Origin of the sequence: Marinobacter sp. 3-2 (genome assembly GCF_003751355.1) — a bacterium.
Classification (GTDB): Bacteria; Pseudomonadota; Gammaproteobacteria; order Pseudomonadales; family Oleiphilaceae; genus Marinobacter; species Marinobacter adhaerens.
The window spans coordinates 851,285-872,748 of sequence record NZ_RJUQ01000011.1; the positions used below are offsets into that span (position 1 = coordinate 851,285).

At 56.7% G+C, this 21,464-nt stretch carries 24 protein-coding genes; 11 read left to right on the top strand and 13 right to left on the bottom strand.

The features are described from left to right. The first annotated feature begins 200 nt into the window (after positions 1-200). From EDB94_RS05760 to EDB94_RS05775, 4 genes are read left to right on the top strand one after another with little or no spacing between them, the layout of a single operon-like run. The gene (locus EDB94_RS05760) at positions 201-2,009 is read left to right on the top strand and encodes a Na/Pi cotransporter family protein (protein ID WP_108017723.1); all 1,809 of its coding nucleotides are present in this window, start codon (positions 201-203) and stop codon (positions 2,007-2,009) included. 37 nt (positions 2,010-2,046) lie between these two features. Next, a complete protein-coding gene (locus EDB94_RS05765; RefSeq protein WP_108017724.1) occupies positions 2,047-2,295 on the top strand; it encodes a hypothetical protein in 249 nt (82 codons plus the stop codon). Continuing rightward, positions 2,292-2,891 carry a CoA pyrophosphatase gene (locus EDB94_RS05770; protein ID WP_108017725.1) on the top strand — a complete coding sequence of 200 codons (600 nt, stop codon included), beginning with the start codon at positions 2,292-2,294 and terminating at the stop codon, positions 2,889-2,891. The genes EDB94_RS05765 and EDB94_RS05770 overlap by 4 nt, the downstream gene beginning before the upstream one ends. After that, complete coding sequence (locus tag EDB94_RS05775) at positions 2,881-3,906, top strand: MBL fold metallo-hydrolase (RefSeq protein WP_108017726.1); 1,026 nt, start codon at positions 2,881-2,883, stop codon at positions 3,904-3,906. The genes EDB94_RS05770 and EDB94_RS05775 overlap by 11 nt, the downstream gene beginning before the upstream one ends. Here the strand turns inward: EDB94_RS05775 and EDB94_RS05780 are convergent. The 6 genes from EDB94_RS05780 to EDB94_RS05805 all read right to left on the bottom strand — a co-directional run bounded on the left by EDB94_RS05780 (position 3,889) and on the right by EDB94_RS05805 (position 7,947). Continuing rightward, positions 3,889-4,374 carry a hypothetical protein gene (locus tag EDB94_RS05780; protein ID WP_108017727.1) on the bottom strand — a complete coding sequence of 162 codons (486 nt, stop codon included), beginning with the start codon at positions 4,372-4,374 and terminating at the stop codon, positions 3,889-3,891. The genes EDB94_RS05775 and EDB94_RS05780 overlap by 18 nt on opposite strands. A gap of 8 nt (positions 4,375-4,382) precedes the next feature. After that, the gene (locus EDB94_RS05785) at positions 4,383-4,763 is read right to left on the bottom strand and encodes a DUF6152 family protein (protein ID WP_041645503.1); all 381 of its coding nucleotides are present in this window, start codon (positions 4,761-4,763) and stop codon (positions 4,383-4,385) included. 137 nt (positions 4,764-4,900) lie between these two features. Then, positions 4,901-5,815 carry a DUF4124 domain-containing protein gene (locus EDB94_RS05790; RefSeq protein WP_108017728.1) on the bottom strand — a complete coding sequence of 305 codons (915 nt, stop codon included), beginning with the start codon at positions 5,813-5,815 and terminating at the stop codon, positions 4,901-4,903. A gap of 111 nt (positions 5,816-5,926) precedes the next feature. Beyond that, complete coding sequence (locus EDB94_RS05795; RefSeq protein WP_108017729.1) at positions 5,927-6,370, bottom strand: cupin domain-containing protein; 444 nt, start codon at positions 6,368-6,370, stop codon at positions 5,927-5,929. Between the two features lie 238 nt (positions 6,371-6,608). Then, positions 6,609-7,091 carry a peptidylprolyl isomerase gene (locus tag EDB94_RS05800; protein ID WP_041645505.1) on the bottom strand — a complete coding sequence of 161 codons (483 nt, stop codon included), beginning with the start codon at positions 7,089-7,091 and terminating at the stop codon, positions 6,609-6,611. A gap of 73 nt (positions 7,092-7,164) precedes the next feature. Beyond that, positions 7,165-7,947 carry a helix-turn-helix domain-containing protein gene (locus EDB94_RS05805; protein WP_108017730.1) on the bottom strand — a complete coding sequence of 261 codons (783 nt, stop codon included), beginning with the start codon at positions 7,945-7,947 and terminating at the stop codon, positions 7,165-7,167. A gap of 150 nt (positions 7,948-8,097) precedes the next feature. Between EDB94_RS05805 and EDB94_RS05810 the strand changes: the two genes are divergently transcribed. Further along, entirely contained in the window at positions 8,098-8,505 is a 408-nt protein-coding gene (locus EDB94_RS05810) for a hypothetical protein (RefSeq protein WP_181259010.1), read from the top strand. 95 nt (positions 8,506-8,600) lie between these two features. On the opposite strand, the gene EDB94_RS05815 is transcribed toward EDB94_RS05810, so the two are convergent. After that, on the bottom strand, positions 8,601-10,358 hold the full coding sequence (locus tag EDB94_RS05815; protein WP_108017731.1) for a DEAD/DEAH box helicase: 1,758 nt from the start codon (positions 10,356-10,358) through the stop codon (positions 8,601-8,603). A gap of 228 nt (positions 10,359-10,586) precedes the next feature. On the opposite strand from EDB94_RS05815, the gene EDB94_RS05820 reads away from it, so the two are divergent. Both EDB94_RS05820 and EDB94_RS05825 read left to right on the top strand, forming a co-directional pair. After that, positions 10,587-10,973, top strand: coding sequence for a DUF4398 domain-containing protein (locus EDB94_RS05820; RefSeq protein WP_108017732.1), 387 nt, complete (start codon positions 10,587-10,589; stop codon positions 10,971-10,973). Between the two features lie 27 nt (positions 10,974-11,000). Next, positions 11,001-11,810 carry an OmpA family protein gene (locus tag EDB94_RS05825; protein WP_062781367.1) on the top strand — a complete coding sequence of 270 codons (810 nt, stop codon included), beginning with the start codon at positions 11,001-11,003 and terminating at the stop codon, positions 11,808-11,810. Positions 11,811-12,090: 280 nt separating this feature from the next. Here the strand turns inward: EDB94_RS05825 and EDB94_RS05830 are convergent, their stop codons facing one another. After that, positions 12,091-13,344: an IS256 family transposase gene (locus tag EDB94_RS05830; protein ID WP_008172221.1), complete on the bottom strand. Its 1,254-nt coding sequence runs from the start codon at positions 13,342-13,344 to the stop codon at positions 12,091-12,093. A gap of 141 nt (positions 13,345-13,485) precedes the next feature. On the opposite strand from EDB94_RS05830, the gene EDB94_RS05835 reads away from it, so the two are divergent. Continuing rightward, entirely contained in the window at positions 13,486-13,692 is a 207-nt protein-coding gene (locus tag EDB94_RS05835; RefSeq protein WP_008172483.1) for a cold-shock protein, read from the top strand. 89 nt (positions 13,693-13,781) lie between these two features. Here the strand turns inward: EDB94_RS05835 and EDB94_RS05840 are convergent, their stop codons facing one another. Genes EDB94_RS05840 through EDB94_RS05850 form a run of 3 tightly spaced genes read right to left on the bottom strand, consistent with a single transcriptional unit; the run spans position 13,782 to position 14,616 of the window. After that, a complete protein-coding gene (locus EDB94_RS05840) occupies positions 13,782-14,156 on the bottom strand; it encodes a hypothetical protein (protein ID WP_108017733.1) in 375 nt (124 codons plus the stop codon). Beyond that, positions 14,134-14,391: a membrane protein insertion efficiency factor YidD gene (gene yidD, locus EDB94_RS21010; protein WP_085987845.1), complete on the bottom strand. Its 258-nt coding sequence runs from the start codon at positions 14,389-14,391 to the stop codon at positions 14,134-14,136. The genes EDB94_RS05840 and yidD overlap by 23 nt, the downstream gene beginning before the upstream one ends. Before the next feature lie 3 nt (positions 14,392-14,394). Further along, on the bottom strand, positions 14,395-14,616 hold the full coding sequence (locus EDB94_RS05850; RefSeq protein ID WP_014578093.1) for a DUF4177 domain-containing protein: 222 nt from the start codon (positions 14,614-14,616) through the stop codon (positions 14,395-14,397). Positions 14,617-14,856: 240 nt separating this feature from the next. Between EDB94_RS05850 and EDB94_RS05855 the strand changes: the two genes are divergently transcribed. Continuing rightward, positions 14,857-15,618, top strand: a complete 762-nt coding sequence (locus EDB94_RS05855; RefSeq protein WP_108017734.1) for an SDR family oxidoreductase — start codon at positions 14,857-14,859, stop codon at positions 15,616-15,618. A 27-nt stretch (positions 15,619-15,645) separates the two neighbouring features. Beyond that, entirely contained in the window at positions 15,646-16,290 is a 645-nt protein-coding gene (locus tag EDB94_RS05860; RefSeq protein ID WP_108017735.1) for a TetR family transcriptional regulator, read from the top strand. A 30-nt stretch (positions 16,291-16,320) separates the two neighbouring features. Here the strand turns inward: EDB94_RS05860 and EDB94_RS05865 are convergent, their stop codons facing one another. Next, on the bottom strand, positions 16,321-18,420 hold the full coding sequence (locus EDB94_RS05865; protein ID WP_108017736.1) for a hypothetical protein: 2,100 nt from the start codon (positions 18,418-18,420) through the stop codon (positions 16,321-16,323). Between the two features lie 172 nt (positions 18,421-18,592). On the opposite strand from EDB94_RS05865, the gene EDB94_RS05870 reads away from it, so the two are divergent. Next, positions 18,593-19,240, top strand: coding sequence for a response regulator transcription factor (locus tag EDB94_RS05870; RefSeq protein ID WP_108017737.1), 648 nt, complete (start codon positions 18,593-18,595; stop codon positions 19,238-19,240). Here EDB94_RS05870 and EDB94_RS05875 read toward each other — a convergent pair. After that, on the bottom strand, positions 19,237-21,378 hold the full coding sequence (locus EDB94_RS05875; protein WP_108017738.1) for an ATP-binding protein: 2,142 nt from the start codon (positions 21,376-21,378) through the stop codon (positions 19,237-19,239). The two genes, EDB94_RS05870 and EDB94_RS05875, sit on opposite strands and share 4 nt — an antisense overlap. Between the last annotated feature and the right edge of the window lie 86 nt (positions 21,379-21,464).

Sequence of the window (21,464 nt, forward strand, 5' to 3'; positions counted from 1 at the left end):
GGCCTCCTGTCGTGCGCATCGTAAGGCATGGTTTCAATTGCTCGCTTTTTTGCGATGAATGCCGGGCCATTAAATCTCGATTCAGGGTTCGGGTACGCGTTTAAAAAGTTAACAGCCTACAATTCAAAAGGATGACCACTGATATGGTCCCAGTGCAAACTAATGGTCAAATAATTCATAAAAGGGAACGTTAAATCCCAGTGAACTATCGCCAGCTCTTTCTTGCTCTGATCCTCGGAATCCTCGCCCTTGCGCTCTGGTTGAGCCCAGAGTTCAAACAGATTGCGGCCGGCGTTGCCATTTTTCTGTTCGGAATGCTCTCGCTGGAGAACGGGTTTCGCCAGTTTACCGGCGGCTTTCTCGAGAACGTGCTGCGTCGCACAACAGATACGATTCCGAAAAGCCTCGGTTTTGGCATCGTCAGTACCGCCATCATGCAGTCCAGTTCCCTGGTATCGGTGATCACGATCTCGTTTTTGAGCGCCGGCTTGCTTCCGCTGATCACGGGTATCGGCATTATCTTCGGCGCCAATCTCGGCACTACGACCGGCGCCTGGTTGTTCGCCACCATCGGTATGAAAATGAGCCTTTCGGCCTTTGCTTTGCCGATGCTTGTCTTTGGCGTGGTACTGAATTTCCAGCAACCACGAGCCTGGAAAGCCTTCGGTGCAGTTCTCGCCGGGCTCGGGTTTCTGTTTCTCGGCATCGATTTCATGAAGGCGGGATTCGAAAGTTACGAGTCGGCTGTCGATCTGCGCGAGTATGCAATGGACGGTGTCGCAGGACTTCTTGTCTACACAGGCCTCGGAATTCTGGCGACCGTCGTGATGCAATCCAGCCATGCGACGCTGGCGCTGACTCTGGCCGGTCTGGCCACGGGGCAGATTACCTACGAAAACGCTCTGGCACTGGCCATTGGTGCGAATATTGGCACAACCGTCACCGCGCTGATCGGTGGTCTGGGTGCAAATATCACTGGCAAGCGTCTGGCAGGCGCCCATCTCCTGTTCAACGCGGTAACGGCAGTGATCGCCCTGGTGCTGATCGAGCCCCTGCGTTGGTCAGTGGATGCCCTGTCAGCGCTCATGTCGATCGCCGACGATGACTATACGATCAAGCTCGCGTTATTCCACACACTGTTCAACTGCCTTGGTGTCGCCATCATGCTGCCATTGATCTCGAGAATGGCGCGAGCACTCGAACGCTGGCTGCCAGAGCGAGAGGAAGAGGTCGCCGCACAGCCGCGGTACCTGAATCAGGCTGCGATGGACTCACCCGATAGTGCAATCGCGGCAGTGCGCAGGGAGGTATGGCACCTGTTCGATCAAGCATTCGTTATCCTTGCCCATGGCCTCCACCTGCACCGCGAGAATATTCGCCAGACCGATGACCTTGCAGCGATGATTAACAATTCCCGGGAACGCATCGATATCGACATCGACCTGATCTACCGACAGCGGGTAAAACGCCTGTACAACGCCATTCTCGACTTTATTTCCGCGCGAATGACCCGGGAATCACCGGCAAATTCCACCGAATCGCTTTACCGCCTTCAGCATGCGGCCTCGGAGATGGTCGAAGCCATCAAGCATGTCAAACACCTACGCAAGAATCTCACAATTTATATGGCGTCGGATAACGCCACGATTCGTAAAGAGTACAACGAGCTTCGGCTGCGAGTCGCGATGGTATTGCGTGAGACCCATCGTTTTTACGAAGGCCGGTTCGAGGATGCCAGCACAGCGATACTGGAGCTCGACGAGATCGCTGTGCGTGCGCGAGTAGACCGCGAATCGATGGTCGGGCGTGTCACAAAACTCCTGGGCGCAAAGCGGATTGATGCCGCCATGGCTACATCCCTGCTAAACGATTCTGCCTACGCCAGCGAAACCGTCGATGCTATTCTGACAGGAACCCGCGAGCTCCTGACTGCCATGGATGTTGAAGCTGCTCGAACCACAGAGCAGCTGTCGGTGAGCGACGCAGGGCGGGCAGAGGTCATGCCATGATGAATTCCGAGTAGGCTTGAAACAGAGGGACGGAACAGTGGGTTTCAAGGATCTGGTGGAGAAGCTTGACGATATTCTGGGCGACCATGACAAAGGTAAATCTCTGGCGCTTGAAGAACTGAAGCGTCTTGAAGAGCGCCTGGTGGAGAAGCAGGAGAAATACCGCGACCGACTGACTTCCGGCGCCCCGGGGGAAACACCCGCTCAAACAGAAGTTCGCCTGCGAGTTGTTGAGGCGCAACTTGCCAAACTGAGGGAGCTTATGGAAGAGGATAGGCTTTCTTGACCTCGAAATCCTGGCTAAGCCATTTGCGCCCCCACAAGATACCGTTTCGGCGCCGATTCGCCCGAGCGTCCGTCGCCCTTATCTTTCGAAGCACAGAAAACGGTGGCAAGGAGCTGCTCTTTATCCAGCGAGCCCGTCGGGAGGGTGACCCCTGGTCTGGCGACATGGCGTTCCCGGGCGGCCGCCTGCAACCTGAAGATGCATCTGCACGAGCCGCTGCCGAGCGGGAAACACTGGAAGAAACCGGCATGGATCTGAGGCGCCACGGCCGCTTTCTCACCCGGCTTTCCGACCTGGTCACCCGCCATCACAGCCGCTGGCGCCCGATGGTGATCACCCCCTATGTGTTCGAGTGGCGGGGACCGAAGTCGGTCTCAACGAACCACGAAGTCGAGCGAGCGGTCTGGGTGCCGATGGACTACCTCGGCGCAGACGCGAACCAGGGCCGACTTTCCTGGCGCACGCCCCTGGGCACACTCAACATGCCCTGTTGCCGTTACCAGGATGCCTGCATCTGGGGATTAAGCTACAGCATGTTGCAGGAGCTACTGGCATTGGCCCCTGGCAAGAATGAGAGTTCGATCCATGACCGTTGACCGTAACCGCCTTGCCGCTCTCGCTGCGGAACCGCATTTCTATCGGGGCAGGTACCGCAACCTGGAGCCAGTCCCCCGACATGGCATTGGCGATTTTATGCGCTGGCAACTGGCCCCGGGCCGCAACTTCCCGAAGGGAAAACGCTTCACGCTGCTGCGGCCAGATACGCATTCCCTGATGAGTCCGCCCAAAGAACCACAATTGGTCTGGCTGGGTCACGCCTCGTTCCTGTTCCAGTATCGTGGTCTGAACGTGCTCACCGACCCGGTCCTGTCGGAACGCGCCAGCCCCTTTCAACTGGTCGGGCCGAAGCGTTACACACCGCCGGCCCTGACGGTCGCAGACATGCCGCCGATTCATTTGGTGCTGATTTCCCACAACCACTATGACCACCTTGATGAAAAAACCGTGCGCCAGTTACACCGGCGCTTCGGAGATAACCTGCGCTTCTGCATTCCCCGAGGGCTCAAGCAATGGTTCGAGAAACGGGGCATCCATAACCTGTTGGAATTGGACTGGTGGCAATCCGAGCCCCTGTCTGGCAACCGCGAAGTGTTCTGCCTTCCGGCCCAGCACTTCAGCGGCCGGACCCCCACGGATACCAACACCTCACTCTGGTGCAGCTGGCTACTGGAGATCGACGGTTTCCGGCTCTATTTCGCCGGCGATACCGGCTATGGGGGAATCTTCAGGAAAATCGGCGAGCTGTTCTCGCCCATTGATCTGGCGCTGCTCCCCATTGGAGCCTACGACCCGCGCTGGTTCATGGCGCCGGTGCACGTGGCCCCGGAAGAGGCGGTGAGCATTCATCAAGATATCGGTTCCCGACAGTCGGTGGCGATGCACTGGGGCACGTTCGTGCTCACCGACGAGCCCATGGACGAGCCGCCCCGACGGCTAAGGGCCGCCCTGGAGCGACAAGGGCTGAACGAAACGGACTTTCGGGTGATGCAGCACGGGGAAGTCTGGTCGCCACGCCCGGGTAGCGATCCGGATTCAGAAATACCCCAGTAACCTGCCGAGAGCCAGTGCGCTGATCCAGACTACCAACGAGAGCAAACCCCCTGCCCTGAGGGCCAAAGGCATGGGTGACTCCATCGGCAAGCCTCGTATATCCCGGCGCGCCATTACCCGCCCCAGAGTCAACGCATTCAACGCACCCAGCACAACAAAAGCAATTTTCGCCTGGAACAGCGGAGAGGCGGCATAGTCCGGAGCGTTGGTGGCGAACAACAACAGTCCGCAGATAACCGCCAGCGCCAGACCAATTGCTGCCGTAACGCGGAGCACATCAACAAATACCATCACCGGGTAGTTCCGCCAAAGCCCCAGCAGACGCAGATCCAGCGGCACGATGCTCCCCACCAACAGGGAAACGCCGAGTATATGGCCGGCGTTTACCAGCGGGTACATGAAGGTGGAATTGCGCAGGGCTGAGACAAAGGCCAGATTTTCAACGGAGATCAGCGCTTGCTCAATCATCCCGGAATTCAGGACGTGCGGCCGGGGTACAAATTGTAATCCTGCCCGTCAATCACAACCCGCTCAGCCTTCACCAGACGCTCGTTCTCCCGCGCAGAACGATGGCCGTGCACGGTTATTTCCTGACCCTGGCTCAACATTTCTTTGGTAAGCCCAACACGGTCGTTGCGCCAGGGCTGACCAACCTCCACAACCCAGTCCTCGCCATCCACGCGCAGTGTCACCTCGCCATGGGGATTTCCAAGGCGTACTGACTGAATGACTCCAGTAATTTCAAATTCCTCATCTGTGGCCCACGCCCAGCCGTGGTGGGCCTGTGCAGCAGAGGCAACGACTAAAGCAGCAAGAAAGGCAACACATATCAGATAGGTAAAACGAAGCTGAGGCATATCGAATCCTCTTATCGCGGTTTTGTCGGGACAATGCGCCCCGCACACTCGTTACTACTCAACCAATGTACGAAATTGCTATTACACCAGACTATGACCGGCAAGCCAGAGAATCGTGCCCGAGCAAGGACAGACGTCTAGAGCCGAACAACCCCCGCCCCCTGATCGTGCAACCAGCGCCGCCAGTCGAGGGCCAGCATGCTTACACCACCAATGTAATTGTCGTTGACCAGATAATAGGAGATGGTGCGATCACCCCGATTAAAGTTGTGCATCAGGCGCACCACAAAGTTTCTTCGGGTAGGTTTGGACATCAGGAAATACACGAACTGGCCAGACTGGGCCCGCAGGCTTCCGCGCCCAGACAGATCAGAATGTCGCCACTTATTGCTTGGCAGCTTCAATAGCTGATCGATGCCCGCCAGACGGCCCTGTTCAAGTGCCTGATCAACCACCCACTGATTTTCACGGTGGCGCTCAAAATACAAGCCGGATTCATCGCGCTCAATGGTCTCCATCTGCTCTGCCAACCCTTCGTTCAGCCAGGCTGGCGCATAGGGAACGATGGTATCGACAACCGCATGACTCACTTCGTGCTTGATGGTTTTGAAGGTGAGATTTCTGTTTTTACGAACATAGACGACGATCTGGTGTTCGGACGGTATGTAAAGCCCGTAAGAGGCAACAGCCATCCCCCTGTTCCGACGGACGAGGTAGTTCCGGTATGCCGCGCTGTCTTTGAGAATCAGGATATTGACCGGCACTGTCCTGTGCATATCAAAAGACATTACCCGGTCGAAGAACTCATACACGTTGTTAACGCCTTCAACGATCTGCTGGTGTTCTTCTTCGCTCAGCTCAACATCAACAGTTCTGATATCGATCTCAAAACGGGACCATTCAGAGGCACCTGGCTTAACATTGACCACTTCCTGCGCGACCCGGTGATCCTGCCGATCGCCAAAATGCACCTGGCCGTTTTCATCCACCCATTTATAGATCTTTGCAGAAACCGGGCACGCAGCCATCATAAACAGCGTTAAAACCACCACTGGATGCACGGCTTTCCTCAACCTTTTAAACACTGCGCCTTACCCGATCAAAAATTGGAAAACGGTTTGGAAAAACAAAACGGTACAGCGAAATAAAGGTGCCGCCAACGCCTATAAGTGCAAAGTCACGCCGTTTTCCTTGAGGACTTTCGTGATGTTCTCAATGTTCGGTGGGCCGGGCGGAATTTCCCTGTCCACCGCACTAAACATCTGCGTGGCCATACTCCCTGCGCCAGTCACTTCCAGCATCTCGCCACCCTCTGGCCCATACTGGAACGAGTGCACCGCACCGGCCGGTACGAACACCAGCGTGCCTGGAACGCAGGTCTCCTGTTTGCCCTCACAGGTAAAATCAACGCTTCCCTTGAGAACAAAAAACGCCTCATCCCAGTCATGACTATGCGGGGGCGGCCCCATGCCCTGCTCACCCTGCTGGAACGTAAACTCCTGTCCCTGAGTGACCTTCTTTGCGGCGAGAACGGTTACATCCGTACCGACTACACTCAGCGCACCCTGGTAATCGCTCGGTTTAACGATAATTGAGTGCCTTTCCATTGGTATGCTCCTGGCAGGCGGTTCGAGCCCCTCCAGGAGCATGGTGCTGAGCCAGCCTGTAACGTTTGATGGCAAAAAATCGCATGAATCCGGCCAACAACAACTGGTCGTTATTGAAGTCTAGAACAGACTGCAAAAAGCACACGGAGAATTCAGTGAGGGGAAATCGGATTTACAACGACGCTAGCGCCGCGGGCCGGCAATCACACCGATCCGCATGCCTGCCCCCTTCGAGCGCTTAGTGGTGGTGGCCACCCGGGCCATGGGCGTGACCGTGGGCTATTTCTTCCGAGGTCGCAGCGCGCACATCAATCACTTCAATATCGAAAGTCAGGGTTCTGCCCGCCATCGGATGGTTGGTGTCAACGTCGGCAAATTTGTGGCCCACCTTGGCAACAACCACATGGCGCGGGCCCTGTTCGGTTTGCACCTGAGCGACCATACCCGCCTTCCAGCGTTTGGCGCCCATCAAGTGCTTGATCGGCACCCGCTGAATGGCGTCGGGCTTGCGGGGCCCGTAGGCCTTATCCGGAGTGACTGTAACGCTGAACGTATCACCCGCATCGCGACCTTCCAGGGCTTCTTCAAGGCCCTTGATGATGCCGCCGTGTCCATGCAGGTAGGCGTTCGGCTCACCTCCGTGGGAATCTTCAACAACGTTGTCTTGCTCATCACGCACACTGTAATGGAACAGGACGACTTGGTTCTTTTCAATTGGCATAAGGCTCTCTTTCACGTTTAAAGATGCGCCATTGTAACCGGCAGCGGCTGTAACGTCAGAGTGGAAATTGGCTTCAACCCTGCCAATACGCCTTACTTGCCTCATCCATCGGAAAGAAATGCTCAATCCGCAAATTCTGAGCAGTCACATCCAGCGGCGTGCCTATCGTTGCGATGGTGGAAAAGATTCTGAGCTGTTCGTCGCCCAGATTCAGCGTGAAGGGAATCGCCGGGTAATCCAGGTGTTCCACCACGTGGCTTTTCCAGCTTTCTGGCACGCCAGGCACCGTCAGAGCCTGCTCCAGCAATCGATTGGGCTGATCCCGGAAGGGGCCGGCAAGATGCTCATGGTAGACACGTTGCAGCATGTGGCAGGCGATATTCTCCCAATCACCCACGAAGGGCTTCATGCCATGCTCATCCAGCAGCGAGAGCAGAAAGTTTGGCCGGGCCGGAAACCGGGCCCCCAGCTCAATCATCCTCGCCATCATCGCCTGCATGGCTTGGTTGGCCATCACCAGATAATACTCGTGGTCAAACACCACGGCCGGGTACGGCAGATGCCCCGCCAGCAAGTGCTGAAGCGCCTCTCTGATCATGGCCATACCTGGCGCGCTCAGATCCTGATCGGAGTAGACCTGGCTGTAACCCGCCGCAGACAGGAGCCGATTGGTTCCGGCCAGGTCCGCCTTCAGCATCTGCGCTAAATGCAGAACCATACCTTTGCTGGGCTTGCTACGGCCGGTTTCCAGAAAGCTGATGTGCTTGGGCGACACCTCACACGCAAGTGCAAAATCCATCTGGCTCAGGCGCTTGCCCTGCCGCATTTCTCTGAACAGAGTACCGAAGGCGCTCATTGGGCTTCCCGTAAATTCCGTGTATTTGGCCATTATCCTGGCCAAGGGTAGGCGGAACCATTACCTCACAGGTAATTGAGAGGATCACCGCCGGGGTAGAAGCTTTGTAGTGTAGTCCAACCCATTGCGAAACCCGATTGAGGTGACCACATGAAAAATCTAGTCCGTCGATTCAGCGTGAAGCAAATTATCCTGAGCGATGTCTTCCTCTCCACGCCCCTGGCGCTGGCGTTAATCCTGGCTGCAGAACCAATTGCTCAGTGGGCGGGCGGCCCTGGCGCAACATTCTATATGGTGGTCGGCGTCGTGATGCTGCTGTGGTGCGTGGATATGGCCGTTATCGCCAGCAAGGAACAGTGGCAAGAGAAGTTCCTCAAGCTGATGATTATGGTAGATGTCACCTGGAGCCTGATGGCCCTTGCCCTGATGGTCTGGTTTGCCCCAAGCCTGCAGCCTCTGGGCTGGGCGCTGTTCGCCCTGAATGTGCTGGTTCCGCTGGACATGGCATGGATGAAGCGGGTTGCCAGCAGCAAACCAGAGCAGCCTGCGTTCGGCTAATGAGTTGCTCGAAGAACTGATCTTGTGTGGCTGGGCGCTTCCAGCCACACAATTGCCAGTTGTTTTGTGGTTTGACGGTTTAGATTTCCAGAGGCTCACACCTCATTCGCCTTCCGAAACTGCCCCTGATAATCAAAAACCCGTTCCTGCACCTGCCAATAGTGCTTCTGCTTACGCGCAATCACGAAATCCGGTGCCGGCAATAAGGCCTCCAGCTCAAGCACCTCATCCGCTGAGCTGAACGCTTTCGGGGCCTGGCTATTGGCAAAACGACGCCCGAACAGTTTATTAAAAACAGCGCGTGGGCCCGGCTTGCTGAAATCAAACGACTCGCCGAGTTCTTCCCCATCTTCCCCGTGATAGGTGATCTTCAACTTGCGGCCATCGGCAACCAGCGATATCCCGGCGCAGCGGATGACCATGGCATCCTTGAGTTTCAGCGCATCTCTCAGCTGATCATCCGGGTCGATGATGGCTTTGTGGCACTGGTGACAGTTGCGGGCCGCAATATCATTCTCTGCCCCGCAATGCGGGCACTCCTTGAAGCGAAAACGGTAATCGCACTGCTGCGGGCGTTCATCCTGAACCCCGTCAGCAGGCTCGAGCAGTCCCTGACAACGACGCCCGTAATGCTCAATCACCAGGCCTTCACCGTCAGTCTTGCCCCAGAAAATGTTTGCAAACCCACATCCCGGGCAGAACACCTGCACCGGTTCACTGTCGGGGTTCGGCTTTGGCTCCCCCACTTCCGGATGATGCAGATTCACATGGTTGCCGGCGTAATCGATCACCAGGCAATCCTGTTTACCCTCATCCAGACGAAGTCCGCGGCCTACTATTTGCTGATAGAGACTCACCGACTGGGTGGGCCGAAGAATGGCGATGAAGTCCACATGGGGCGCATCAAAGCCCGTGGTGAGCACAGACACGTTCACCAGATATTTCAACTGCTGCTGCTTGAAGCGCTGAATCAGCAAGTCCCGATCCTTCAGATCGGTGGCGCCCGTTATCAGGGCAGTTTCGTGTTCTGGCAGGTACCCGGCGACCTCCCGCGCATGCTCCACGGTGGCCGCAAAGATCATCACGCCCTGACGCTCGGCAGCCAACTCCACAACCTGCTCAATGATCGCCCGGGTCACGCGCTTGTGTTTGCTCAGCAGCTGGTTAACGTCCCTCTCGGCGTATTCGCCAAAGCGGTCCCGGGGCAGCGCAGAGAAATCGTATTGCGCCACTGCCGCGTTCACCAGCTCCGGCCGGGTGAGATACCCCCGGTTGATCATGTAACTCAGCGGTAGCTCGTAAATGCAGTGCTGAAAAGGCTTGTCATCCTCGCCCCGAACAAAGCCCCGATAGTGATAGCGATAGATCCAGCCCATGGCCAGACGGTAAGGCGTAGCAGTCAGCCCGAGCACTTTCAGAGAATCGTTCTGTTGCCGCAAGAGCTCTATGATGCGCTGATATTGGCTAGTTTCTTCTCCGCTGACGCGATGGCATTCATCAATAATGACCAGCGAGTATTCGTCCCGAAACTGATCCAGGTTCGCCGATACCGACTGCACACTGGCAAAGGTCACCTGGTGGTGACTTTCCTTCCGCTTCAGCCCGGCGGAGAAAATTCCGCCGGTTAATCCATAACTCTGATACTTGGCGTGATTCTGCTCCACCAGCTCCTTTACGTGGGTTGCCACCAGGATCTTTCGCTTCGCGAGACGCGCCAACTCGGCAATAACCAGGCTTTTCCCCGCACCGGTTGGCAGCACGATAACGGCGGACTCATCGGTTTTCCGAAAATGAGCCAGCGTGGCGTCAACCGCTTCCCGCTGGTAAGGCCGGAGTTTGAAAGGAGCATTCATTTTGGAGGGCTTACTCGTTCTCAGACGGTGTGTTTCGGCTCTTAATGTTCATTGATAAATGCTCATGTGCACAACACCACTGACTGCTATCTTTGAATTGAGGAAGTAGAGGCGTTTGAGCTGACAGATACCCTGAGTTCTCCTCCAGGTCCATTACCACAGATCAGCAACCTGACTGGATAAAAGGAATCAGTCAGGCCTCCGTTTTCCAGTATAAGGAGATATTGCATGAGCAATTATATGTCGATATTGGGCACCGTCGGGATTGCCGGCATCGCCGTCGCCATCACCGGTTGCGCAGGCTCCGTGGAGCCCCCCACCTCTCAAATGCGAGCCGCCGAATCTTCCGTTCAACAAGCGGTGTCATCCGACGCAAGAAACTTTGAGCCAGTGCTGCTGAATCAGGCCCAGAACAAGCTTGCCGATGCCGAAGAGCTCATCGACGATGAAATGAGCGAGGAGAATTATCAGAAAGCATTGCACCTTTTGGAACAGGCATCCGTCGATGCTCAGTTGGCCGGCGCGCGTGCCGAAACTGCAAAGGCCAAACAGGCTGTGGAAGAGATCAACAGGAACATTGAGTCTCTTCGCCAACGCATGAATGGAAGCCAGTAAGGGCGCCAGCTTAAACAGGAGATTGATATGAACAATCGATACATGATTTTGAGCATGGTTGTCGGCTTTTCCATCTTCCTGGCCGGATGTGCCAGTACGCCCAAGGACAATCAGATGGTTGACGAAGCAAAGGCGGCCTATGAGGACATTCGAACCGATCCAGACGTTGCCCGCAGTGGCGACCGCCAGCTGAGAAGCGCCAGGGATCAGCTTGCCCGCGCTGAGCGATTACTGGAAGAGGGTGCCAGCACCGCGGAAATCGAGCATGCGGCCTACCTGGCCAATCGCCATGCCGAGATTGCCCGGGAGCAGGCCGAACGCGCCAAGCTGCAGCAACAGATAAACTCCGCCGAAGAAAGACGCAAGGAACTGGAGTTGCAGGCTCGCTCTGCAGAGGCCCAGGCTGCCCAGCAGGAAGCTGCTGAATTGCGCCGTCAAATGGAAGCTATGCAGGCCGAACAGACAGACCGCGGCATGGTACTTACCCTGGGTGACGTTCTGTTCGACCTGAATCGTGCTGAACTGAAACCTGCCGGGGAAACGACAGTAGGCCGCCTGGCTGAATTCATGGCTGAATATGAAAACCGTCGCGTGCGCGTGGAAGGATACACGGACAGCACCGGAGCAGAATCTTACAACCAACAACTGTCAGAGCGTCGGGCTGAGGCTGTAAGAGAGGCTCTGATGGATAGAGGTATTAATCGGGCCCGGATTGAAGTGCAGGGATTCGGGGAACAATACCCGGTTGCGACGAACGAAACATCCGCAGGGCGCCAACAGAACAGGCGGGTCGAGATAGTGATTTCCGATGCGGACGGAAATATAAAAGAACGTTAGAACGCGAATGAACACCGGAACAGAGTGTTTGCCCAGCAAACAAGTCTGTTCCGGTTTCTCGCAACAGTTGAAAACTTTGCTATGCAGGGCCTCCTAATTAGCGTACTGTCTTTCTCGTTGGAAAGATCTAGCAAAGCATTTCACGAATAAGACCTCTTGTGTTGCCACACCTTTTGTCCTGTTTTTGATCCTGCACGTTTTTTTATTTCCCGCATATCGCTGATCAATGATCACAACGATCCTTTGACGGCGAGTTATTGTCAAATCTGGTGTATGACCATCAGGCAGCGCTCCTGTCAGATTGATCCTCCACCGGTATTCCATCCTGAAACTGCACGTTGTCCACGACCAGCTTCAGTTGGTTGAACCCCTTGATCCGCTTCCAGCGTTTCTGGGCGGATTGGAGCAACTTGAACACCATCGATAACGTGGTGTCGCGATTGCCACAAGACCGGCTCCGCTTGGTTCTCAGCCGTACTGTGGCGAAGGTGGATTCAATCGGATTGGTGGTCCGTAAGTGAATCCAGTGAATCGCCGGGAAATCGTAGAAGGCCAGCAGCTCATCCCGGTCCTTCTCCAGGTTTTCCATGGCCTTCGGGTACTTGTCCCGGAACCGCCGCAAAGCGCTGTCAAACGCCTTGTGGGCGCTGTCACGAGTCTCTGCCAGGTAGATCTCATGCAAGGCTGACTTCACCTTCGGTTGCACCGACTTGGGCAGCTTGTCCAGCACATTGGCCGTCTTGTGCACCCAGCACCGCTGGTGCCGGGTGTCCGGAAACACTTTGCTCAGAGCCTTCCAGAAGCCCAGTGCGCCGTCACCCACAGCCAGCCTGGGCGACGGCTCCAGACCACGTTCCCGCAAGTCCGTGAGCAGCTCTCGCCAACTGGCCTCGGACTCCCGGTGGCCATCCTCGACAGCCACCAATTCCTTGTGGCCATGCTCAGTCACGCCGATGATTACCAGCAGACAGAGTCGATCGTCCAGCCGGACGTTGCTGTACACGCCGTCGGCCCACCAGTACACATAGCGTTTCTGGCTCAAGTCCCGGCGCTGCCAGTCCTTGTGCTCATCCAGCCACTTCGCCTTGAGCCGGGAGACCGTGTTCGCCGACAACCCGTTGGCCTGCTCGCCGACCAGCGCGCTCAGGGCCTCCTGGAAGTCACCGGAGGAGACGCCCCGCAGGTAGAGCCAGGGAATCAGTTCCTCCAGACTCCGGGCACGCTTCAGGTAGGGTGGCAGCAGGTGGCTGTTGAAGCGAATGCCAGAGCCACTGCGGTCCCGGACTTTGGGAACCTGGACTTCTACGTCGCCGACGCCGGTCTGAACAGTGCGTTTGGGAAGGTGCCCATTGCGCACCACAGCACGGCGGCCATCCGGTGTCTTGACGTCTGCGCACTGCTTCAACAGGCTCTCCAGCTCCGTCTCGACAGCCTGTGCAATCAGATCACGGGCACCCTGACGGATTAACTCGTGCAAGGGATCGTTGCCGGCTACCTCTGGTTGTGAAAGAGCATGCAGGTTAGACTTGGACATGGCGTATCATTCCTCTGTTGGTTGTGATCGTCGCGGTGATCAACCAACAGGATACGCCACCCCTTCAACCTGCTTCCATACACCAGAAATCACCATAACTCTTTGACGGCACCTTATTGATTAATTTCAGGATAACTATTTATGTCTACAATTACCGGCAACGTTAAGTTCTTCAACGAAGCAAAAGGTTTTGGTTTTATTACTCGTGAAGGCGGCGCAGACGTCTTTGTTCATTACAGCAATATTCAGGGTGGCGGTTTCAAAACTCTGGCCGAAGGCCAGGAAGTTGAGTTCACCGTGACTCAGGGCCAGAAAGGCCCGCAAGCAGAAAACGTTATTGGCCTGTAAATAACAGCCAATAAGTGATCAAAAAAGGCAGCCTCAGGGCTGCCTTTTTTTGAACACACTAAGCGATTTACCCATCCGTTTTTCATAGGTTAATAACGCCGCAACAAATCCCGATAAAGCCGGTTATTCCAGTCCTGGACAATAATCTGAGACCTAAAAAGTTGCCACAATTCCCAGGAATAAACGATGACAAGCAGGATAACACCGAGCCAAACCAAACCAGCGACGAAACACCCTATTGCAACAAGCAAAGCGCCAACATCTATCAGCCCCCATTGCCAGCGCCCCAGGTAAAAATGGTGCAACCCGGTGACAAAAAACCAGTTAAGTGCCGCGTAGGTGTCCGGGTCCTTCACCGCCTTCCCGGCTTGCCGGTAGAATTCCGCCCGCTGTTCTTCTGAAAGCTCTCGAATCGCCTTTCTGAGGGCTTCTTCCTCGGCATCAACCTCTTCTTGTCTCAGCATGCCCGATATCCCCCGTGACCGGCTCAATGCATTTGCAGATCGCGTCCGGCCTGTTGCACCTGCGAAGGCGGTGAAACGTTAACCTCACTCCCTCATAGAATCCGAACCGGCGGATAGCTTCCTCGGAGTAAGCCGAGCAACTCGGCTCAAAGTTGCAGTCGATGCCAAACCATCGAGTACCACCGCCTGTCCGACGATAAAACCCGATGGCCTTCAGTGCTAACGCCTGCAGCACCGGTTAGCGCCCCAGGGTCACAATCACGGATTCACGCTGCCAGAACAGCCAGAAACGCTTCATCTCCAGAACCTGGAATACCACCTGCCAACCCTCGGCAGCATACCGATTTAATTCTGCTTCAATTTTTTTCAAAGGCAGGCCAGAGGAGCCGAGCAGGAGCGTGCCACAGCCACCTTCCGAAATATGGACCATCTTGTATTCGGTGAAACGTTGAGCCGTCATTCCATTTCCTTATGTTTGAAAATTTGTCCCTGATATTAGGGACTTGAAAGCCTATCCCAAATTTGAGGCCCGATAAACCTCGCAGTTCACATCGCACTATCAGGCAACCCCAGGGCCCTATTGATCAGTCGGACTTTCAATTTCAGCACCGGAAACACAAATAAGTAACCACCGGTTATTTACAGGCAGGAATCGCCGCAGTATATTAAGTGACTATCGTTCATTTAAATGGAGAGAATCATGTCGTACGTGGTTATCACTGGCGCCAGCGCCGGCATTGGCGAGTGCTTCGCCCGGGCACTCGCCGCGGAAAAACAGAATCTGATTCTGGTGGCTCGCCGTGAGGAGCGCCTGAATGCTCTGGCCGCAGAATTAAAGAAACAGCATGGAATTGAGGCCATCGTCCTGAAAGCCGACCTGGCGGACCAAACCGGCGCCGACGCACTGGCCCGGCGGATCAACGAGGGCGGCTGGCCGCTTGCCGGCTTGATCAACAACGCCGGGTTTGGCGACCGCGGCGCCTTTGCCGATCTGGCCCTGGAACGACAGCTGGCAATGATCCAGGTGAACATCACCTCGCTGGTCTACCTCACCTGGCAGCTGCTGCCAGCCCTGCGCAAAGAGAGCGGCAGTTTTGTGATCAACGTGGCTTCCACCGCGGCATTCCAGGCCGGGCCGAATATGGCCATTTACTACGCCACCAAAGCGTTTGTGTTGTCGTTCTCCGAAGCGCTTCATGAGGAACTCAAAGGGGCAGGTGTTGCGGTGAGTGCCTTGTGCCCGGGTGCCACCGATTCGGAATTTGCCCAGGAAGCACACATGACTGACACCAAACTCTTCAAAGCCGGCACCATGACAGCCGAGGATGTGGTCAAGAAATCCCTGGCCCAACGCAGAAGCGCCATTGTTATTCCGGGGCTGCGCAACCTGCTGATGGTCTGGTCTGGTAAACTCTCGCCCCGTGCCGTAACACGACGGCTGGCCGGGTGGCTGCAAGCCTGATGTGGGCCAACAAACGAGCATTTTGAGGTGGTTTTGAAGCACAGACTATGCGGTGGTAAACAACGCGCCCGGACCGAGTCGGACAAGGCGCTGCGGGAACAGCAGATACTCGATGCGGCGGAAAGGCTGTTTCTGGCGCACCGGTTCCACGGCCTGACCCTGGCGGATGTGGCCCGCGAAACCGGGCTCACCAAAGCGGCTCTATATCGCTACTTCCGCAGCAAGGAACTGCTGTTCATTGCCGTTTATCGCCGCGCAATGTCAGGCTGGGTTTCAGACGTTGAAGCGATTGGCCCAGACGGCTTCCCTGAACAGTTCGTTGACCGCATTCTGGCTCATCCCGTGTTCTGCGGTCTCACCGCCATTCTGCACATTGCTCTTGAAACCGGCCTGAGCGAAGAGGAGGCCCGGGAGTTCAAACTGTTCCTGCTGTCACAGTCCCGGCGCATCACCGCTGTCATCGGCAAAGCAACAAACCGGGAAGAAGCCGCTTGCCTGCGATACCTCCTGCAGTGCCAGCAAGCACTGATTGGCTGCTGGCATATGTCTCACCCGCCGGAGCCGGCCCGAAAAGCCATGCAGCTGGAACCGCTGACCGTTTTCCAGCTGGAGTTTTCGGATACGTTAAGGCAGCACCTGTTCCTTCTGACCGAAGCCTTTATACGTCAATAATTCCAAGCAACAGGGCAATAATCATCTCGATTAACAGGGCTCTGAGGGGCTGCACAATACAACACGGAAGAGCCCATTCTTGCCGTCTGGCCCCACAAAAGAGCCGTCTGGTTGCAGGCCGGATATACCATCTTCATCAAATCGCAATGACACAATCATTTCGGCCGGCGCAGCCATTTTGAAATCCAGGATTTCGGTCACAACACCGTAATTGACGCCATCAACCGCGAACTGCTGCCCTTCCCTCGCGATCACGCGGGTATAACCTGAAGGGCTAGAGGCAAGCAGCAGACTCTTGCGGTTATTGATGTCCGCCTCATCGCTCGCCCGGAATGCCGCCCAGGATTGCCGGCTGAACGCCAATCTGGTTGTGTTCGAGCCCAAGCTAACAGCAAGCTCCACACCGGAGGCATCCGGCAAACCTCGAACGGGATCCCCTTCCTGGAAAAACACCTCCGTGGTGGCACTGGTTCCGTCGTTGGTCCAGACCAGCAAAGCGTCTTCCTGATCCAGGGTGCCGGAGTTGACCAGGAAGGCCACGGAGTCGTCGGCGCCCACATCGAACGAGTTCGTGCCGCCAATAAAGCCGGTGACCTCAAAGAGCGAGCCATCATCCAGCAGGAGCGTCTGCTCGCTACGGCTGATCCGGGTAAAATCTCCGTTACCCAGCGAATCGGTGTAGATGCCCCGATTGGCCGGCCCGGAAACCCCTCTAAGGGCGTAGTAGAACACTTCACCGTTATCGGTCAGCAGAGGTCTCGCCGAGTTCAGGTTATAAATAAAGTCCCGCGCTGAGCCGCCAGCCTCCCGCACGACCTCCCGATAGCTGCCATCGGCATTACGGACGTATATACCAGTGTCCTCCGAGCCGGCCAGCGCCGTCCCGTCCGCGTTTTGAAGCGAAAGCCCAAACACCAGTTGCTCTGCCTGGTTGCTGTCGAAATCGAGGGAACCAAAGTTTTTAGGCTCGAGGTTACCCGGCAGCAACGTCTCGCCAGCCTTGAGCGACTGGCCCTTCTGCCCCAGTCCGGTAATCGACCACAGAGCGCCACCCGCAGGATACGTCGAGTCATCGGATACCCTGGAAGCATCCGTGTTCGAACCCGGCTTAAAGGTAACGGCCCCACTACCATCCGAACTGACCAAGGAGAATACCCGGTTGCCCTGGACGTTTTCGGCAAAATAAATATTTCCCGCATCCAGTGTCGGGAACTCGGTGCCATTCCTCGCAGGGTCGCCTTCCCGGGCGATCACAGACGTTGTGCCGGCATTGCTGCGTAACAGCACCTCATTGTTAAGCCCATCGACCTGATCCGTCACCGAGCCCGATTGCTGATTCAGGATACCGCCGAAGATGATTTGACCCGTGTTATCGATCAGTACGTTGAAAAAACCGTTGTAGGTGGCATCGCTGGAGGGCAGCGTGGCGTCGTCGGCCTGGATCAGGCTCAGGCCCGCGCCCGAGCTGTAGCTGAAAATACCGTCTCTCAAGCTACCACTGCTGTCCGTCTGATCGGTTGCACCGAGAATTGCGACGGTGCCAGACTGATTAACATCAAACCTCAGCTGGGTGCCAACTTCACCGCTGAACACGGCGCCACTGCCAATGCCCGGCGCCGGATCGCCACTGACCACGATGGGCGTGATCCCGCTGTCCAGGCCATCAACCGTCACTTCACTGGAATCGGTACAGCCCTCACTGTTGCAGGCGGCAACGACATAACGGGCGCCGTTGCGTTCGGTCAGGCTGATATTGTTGGTGTATTCGTTGGTAGTCAGGTCCGAACCTATCTGGGTGAAGCCACTCACGCCGTCCGGGTCTTCAAACACCTGGTAGAAGTCTGCGTCGGCCACTGCCGGCCAGGTAAAAGTCAGCGTCCAGTCATCGTAGGCGGGCGTAACCACTGGCGCGGCTGGTGCGCCAGAGGCTGTGCCACCACCCCCGCCATCACCGCTGCTGTCCCCGGTATCACCGCTGTCAGCGACATCATCGCCACCGCTCTGCTCGCTGGAATCTTCCCCAACCAGGTCATCATCATTTGAATCACTGCTCCGTAAGCAGCCCGCCAAGGCAAAGCACACGGCCAAAACGGTTAACACCCTGAGTAACATAACATTCAATGTTTTCATTCGACTGCCTCCTTGTTCGTAAAGCCTCTGCTTTACGCTGTCCATCACTAGGCTATCGGACATGAACCAACGGCAGCAGACCGCACCTGGGGGGACCTTGGCCCGCTTTGACTCCCCCATTCGAGGGGGCTATGGTGAAAGAGCGGCAACCCAAGAGCATCAGGACGATCAAATGAAGTTGGGGTTTATTCTGGAAGATCACGCAGGCGCTCAGGATTGGCTGCGCGACGTGCTCAAGGAAGTTTTTCCGGAGATTTCGGTGACCGTTGCCGACCGGCTCACCGAGGCGAGGGACAAACTGTCTCATCTTCAACAGGCGGATCTTGAGCCAGACATTGCTCTGATTGATCTCAGCCTGCCAGACGGTAGTGGCATCGACTTTATTCGCGATCTGCGCGAGGCGGTGCCAGAGTGCCTCTGCATCGTGATAACCATCCACGACGACGACCGCCATGTGTTCCCGGCACTACGGGCCGGTGCCAGGGGATACCTGCTGAAACAGCAATCCCAATCCGAGTTAGCTCGCCGGCTGGCGGGTATTATTGACGATGAGCCGCCACTGTCGCCGTCGGTGGCGAGGCGGGTCCTGGCAACCTTTGCACCGCCGGATACCACCGCACAGCCGGATCTAACCCCGCGTGAGCAGGAAGTACTGGAACTGATTGCCAGAGGCTTCACCCTGGCTCAGGTTGGCCAGGCCCTGGGCATTACCCGCCATACAACGGCCGGTTACGTGAAAACCGTGTATCGCAAGCTGGAGGTGTCCTCCCGGGCGGAGGCCACCCGGGAAGCCATGCGAATGGGTATGATCGACAACTAGGCTACCGGCAGCGTCAGCTCCACGACAAAGCCGCCTTCCACCAACACCCGGCAATCAACGCGACCGCCCAGGTCTTCGGCACGAACCTGCATGGTCCTGAGGCCGTGCCCGTCACCCTGACCATCCGAGTTGTTCGCTTTGCCGTTGTCGGAAACCCTCACCGACAGAGACTCCCTGTCACGCCCCCACGTTACCTCTACCCGATCAGCATTGGCGTGTTTGATGATATTGGAAATTGCCTCCCTGAGAATGCGCGCGATATTGGCAGCGGCCCGGGCCGAAAGCTCCTGGTCCGACAGACTCATGGGATCTGCCTGCCAATCCAGTTCGATACCCGAGTCCGTCAGCCGCTGGCGTATTTCGCCCTCACAGCCGTTGGCCACCTCCAAAAGGCTGGCTGGTTTCCCTGCAGTGGTGTCTACCAGCCCATGGAGGTCCCTGAGGGCCGATCGGGCCACCTCGCGCACCGTTCCTGTGTCAGTGGCGTACACGAGGCTCAGCAACCGGGCACCCAGATCGTCATGAAGGTCCCGCATGATTCTGCTGCGCTCCTTTTTCGCTCCCGCATCACGGGCCTGCAACGCCTGCAACGCTTTGCCGGTGAGGTCATACAGCAGGTTCGCCACCCGCATATCCTCCTTGGTAAACAGCCGAGCGCCATTGCTGGCAAATTCAAGGCTGGCCCGCCGCGAATCGCCCGGAAGCGCTGGCAGCTCCATCAACACACCGTCCGACGATACTGCCACCGCGGTCATTTTATCCGACGCATCGGGCATCTCCAGGTTCAGCGGCTGGAAGGTCATACGCAGCAAGTCCGGCCAGGCCCGGCGAACTTCCGCTTCCGTGGACGCAGAGAACAGCTTATCCACCAGTTCGCGGAGAGCCTCGTTCAGAGAAATGCTGGAACGCTGCCCGAATCGATCCCACAGCCATTGCCGCAATGGAAAGTAAAGCCAGCCCGCAATGGCAAGCGAAAGAGTCAGCGCATAGGTGCTGGTCAAACCAACACCCATGATCAGGATCGCATCCAACACCAGCACCATCAGCCCCCCGGCAAACCAGAGCCAGGTCTTGAACCACCACCGCTCAATATCAAACAGGCGATAGCGCACCAGCCCCGCCGCGATGCCGAGGTACAGAATCAGGTAGGCGCCGAACCCCACCAGCAGCGGCACGAGCGGGGGGTGGCCGAAGGCTGGCGGTATGATCACCAGCCCCATCAGCAAAACACTGCCCAGGAAAATTGCCAATACACACCATTTCAGGGCAGCGCGTTCGAGGGGGCGACCTTTCGAGGCCACCCATTGGGCACCCGCAAAGCACAAGCCAAGCACATAACCGACGACAATAGGCAGGTAGACCGTCACCTGGGCGCTTTCGCCCACCTGGAGTTCGCTCAGAACCCACATGATCAGTGCGATGCAAATCATCAGTGCCGGAACGGGAAAACGGGCAAGCGGGCGCGGATACACCCAAAACAGGGAGACCAGGGAAGCGTTCACCATGAGCGTGGCTAGGTGGTTAACCGCAGAAACCACCGCAAACACATCGCCACTCAGCACAAACTCCCGATCGCCGTAGATGGCAAGAGTCAGGGTGTTCACCATGGTTGCTACGCCGGAAAGCGCGTAAAGCCGGGTCGCTGCGCTTTTCGGGCGGAAGGCCCAGATGCCAACCGCCACCATCAAAGCAATCATCCCGTAAAAGGTGTGAATCGAAAAGCCGCCCGAGAGCTGATGCCACGGCGTATCGATGGCCACAGCCGGCACCTGGTCACCGGATGCGAGAACAAACCGTGCCCCGCCTGAGCGCAGCGCCTGATCCAACTCGGTCTGGCGCTTCATAAACAGATTAAGATCGGTGTGGCTCAGCAGGTCTGGTTCTTCCATCACCAGATTTCCATGCAGCGGGATTTGCCGGCCATCCGCCGCTTGCAGCCCCACAATTACGCTGCCCACCCGAATAACACCGGCGTTCGGTGAATCCGGGTGCACCCGATCAACCCGGAGCCCTTCCGGCCCATCATGGGGCGAAAGCTCGAGCCCCAGCCAGGGCGACGACAGCGCAACCTGCGCTGAGATGGCAATGGCCGCCAGGGCCACGACGGCAATCAGCAGAAACCGCTGCCTGGGTGCCATCTGAAATCCTCCACAATCCCTATAGATTGCTTTTCAGATTAGCCACCCGAGGGAGGATTTGCGACACCCTGAATGAGGGGGCCGGT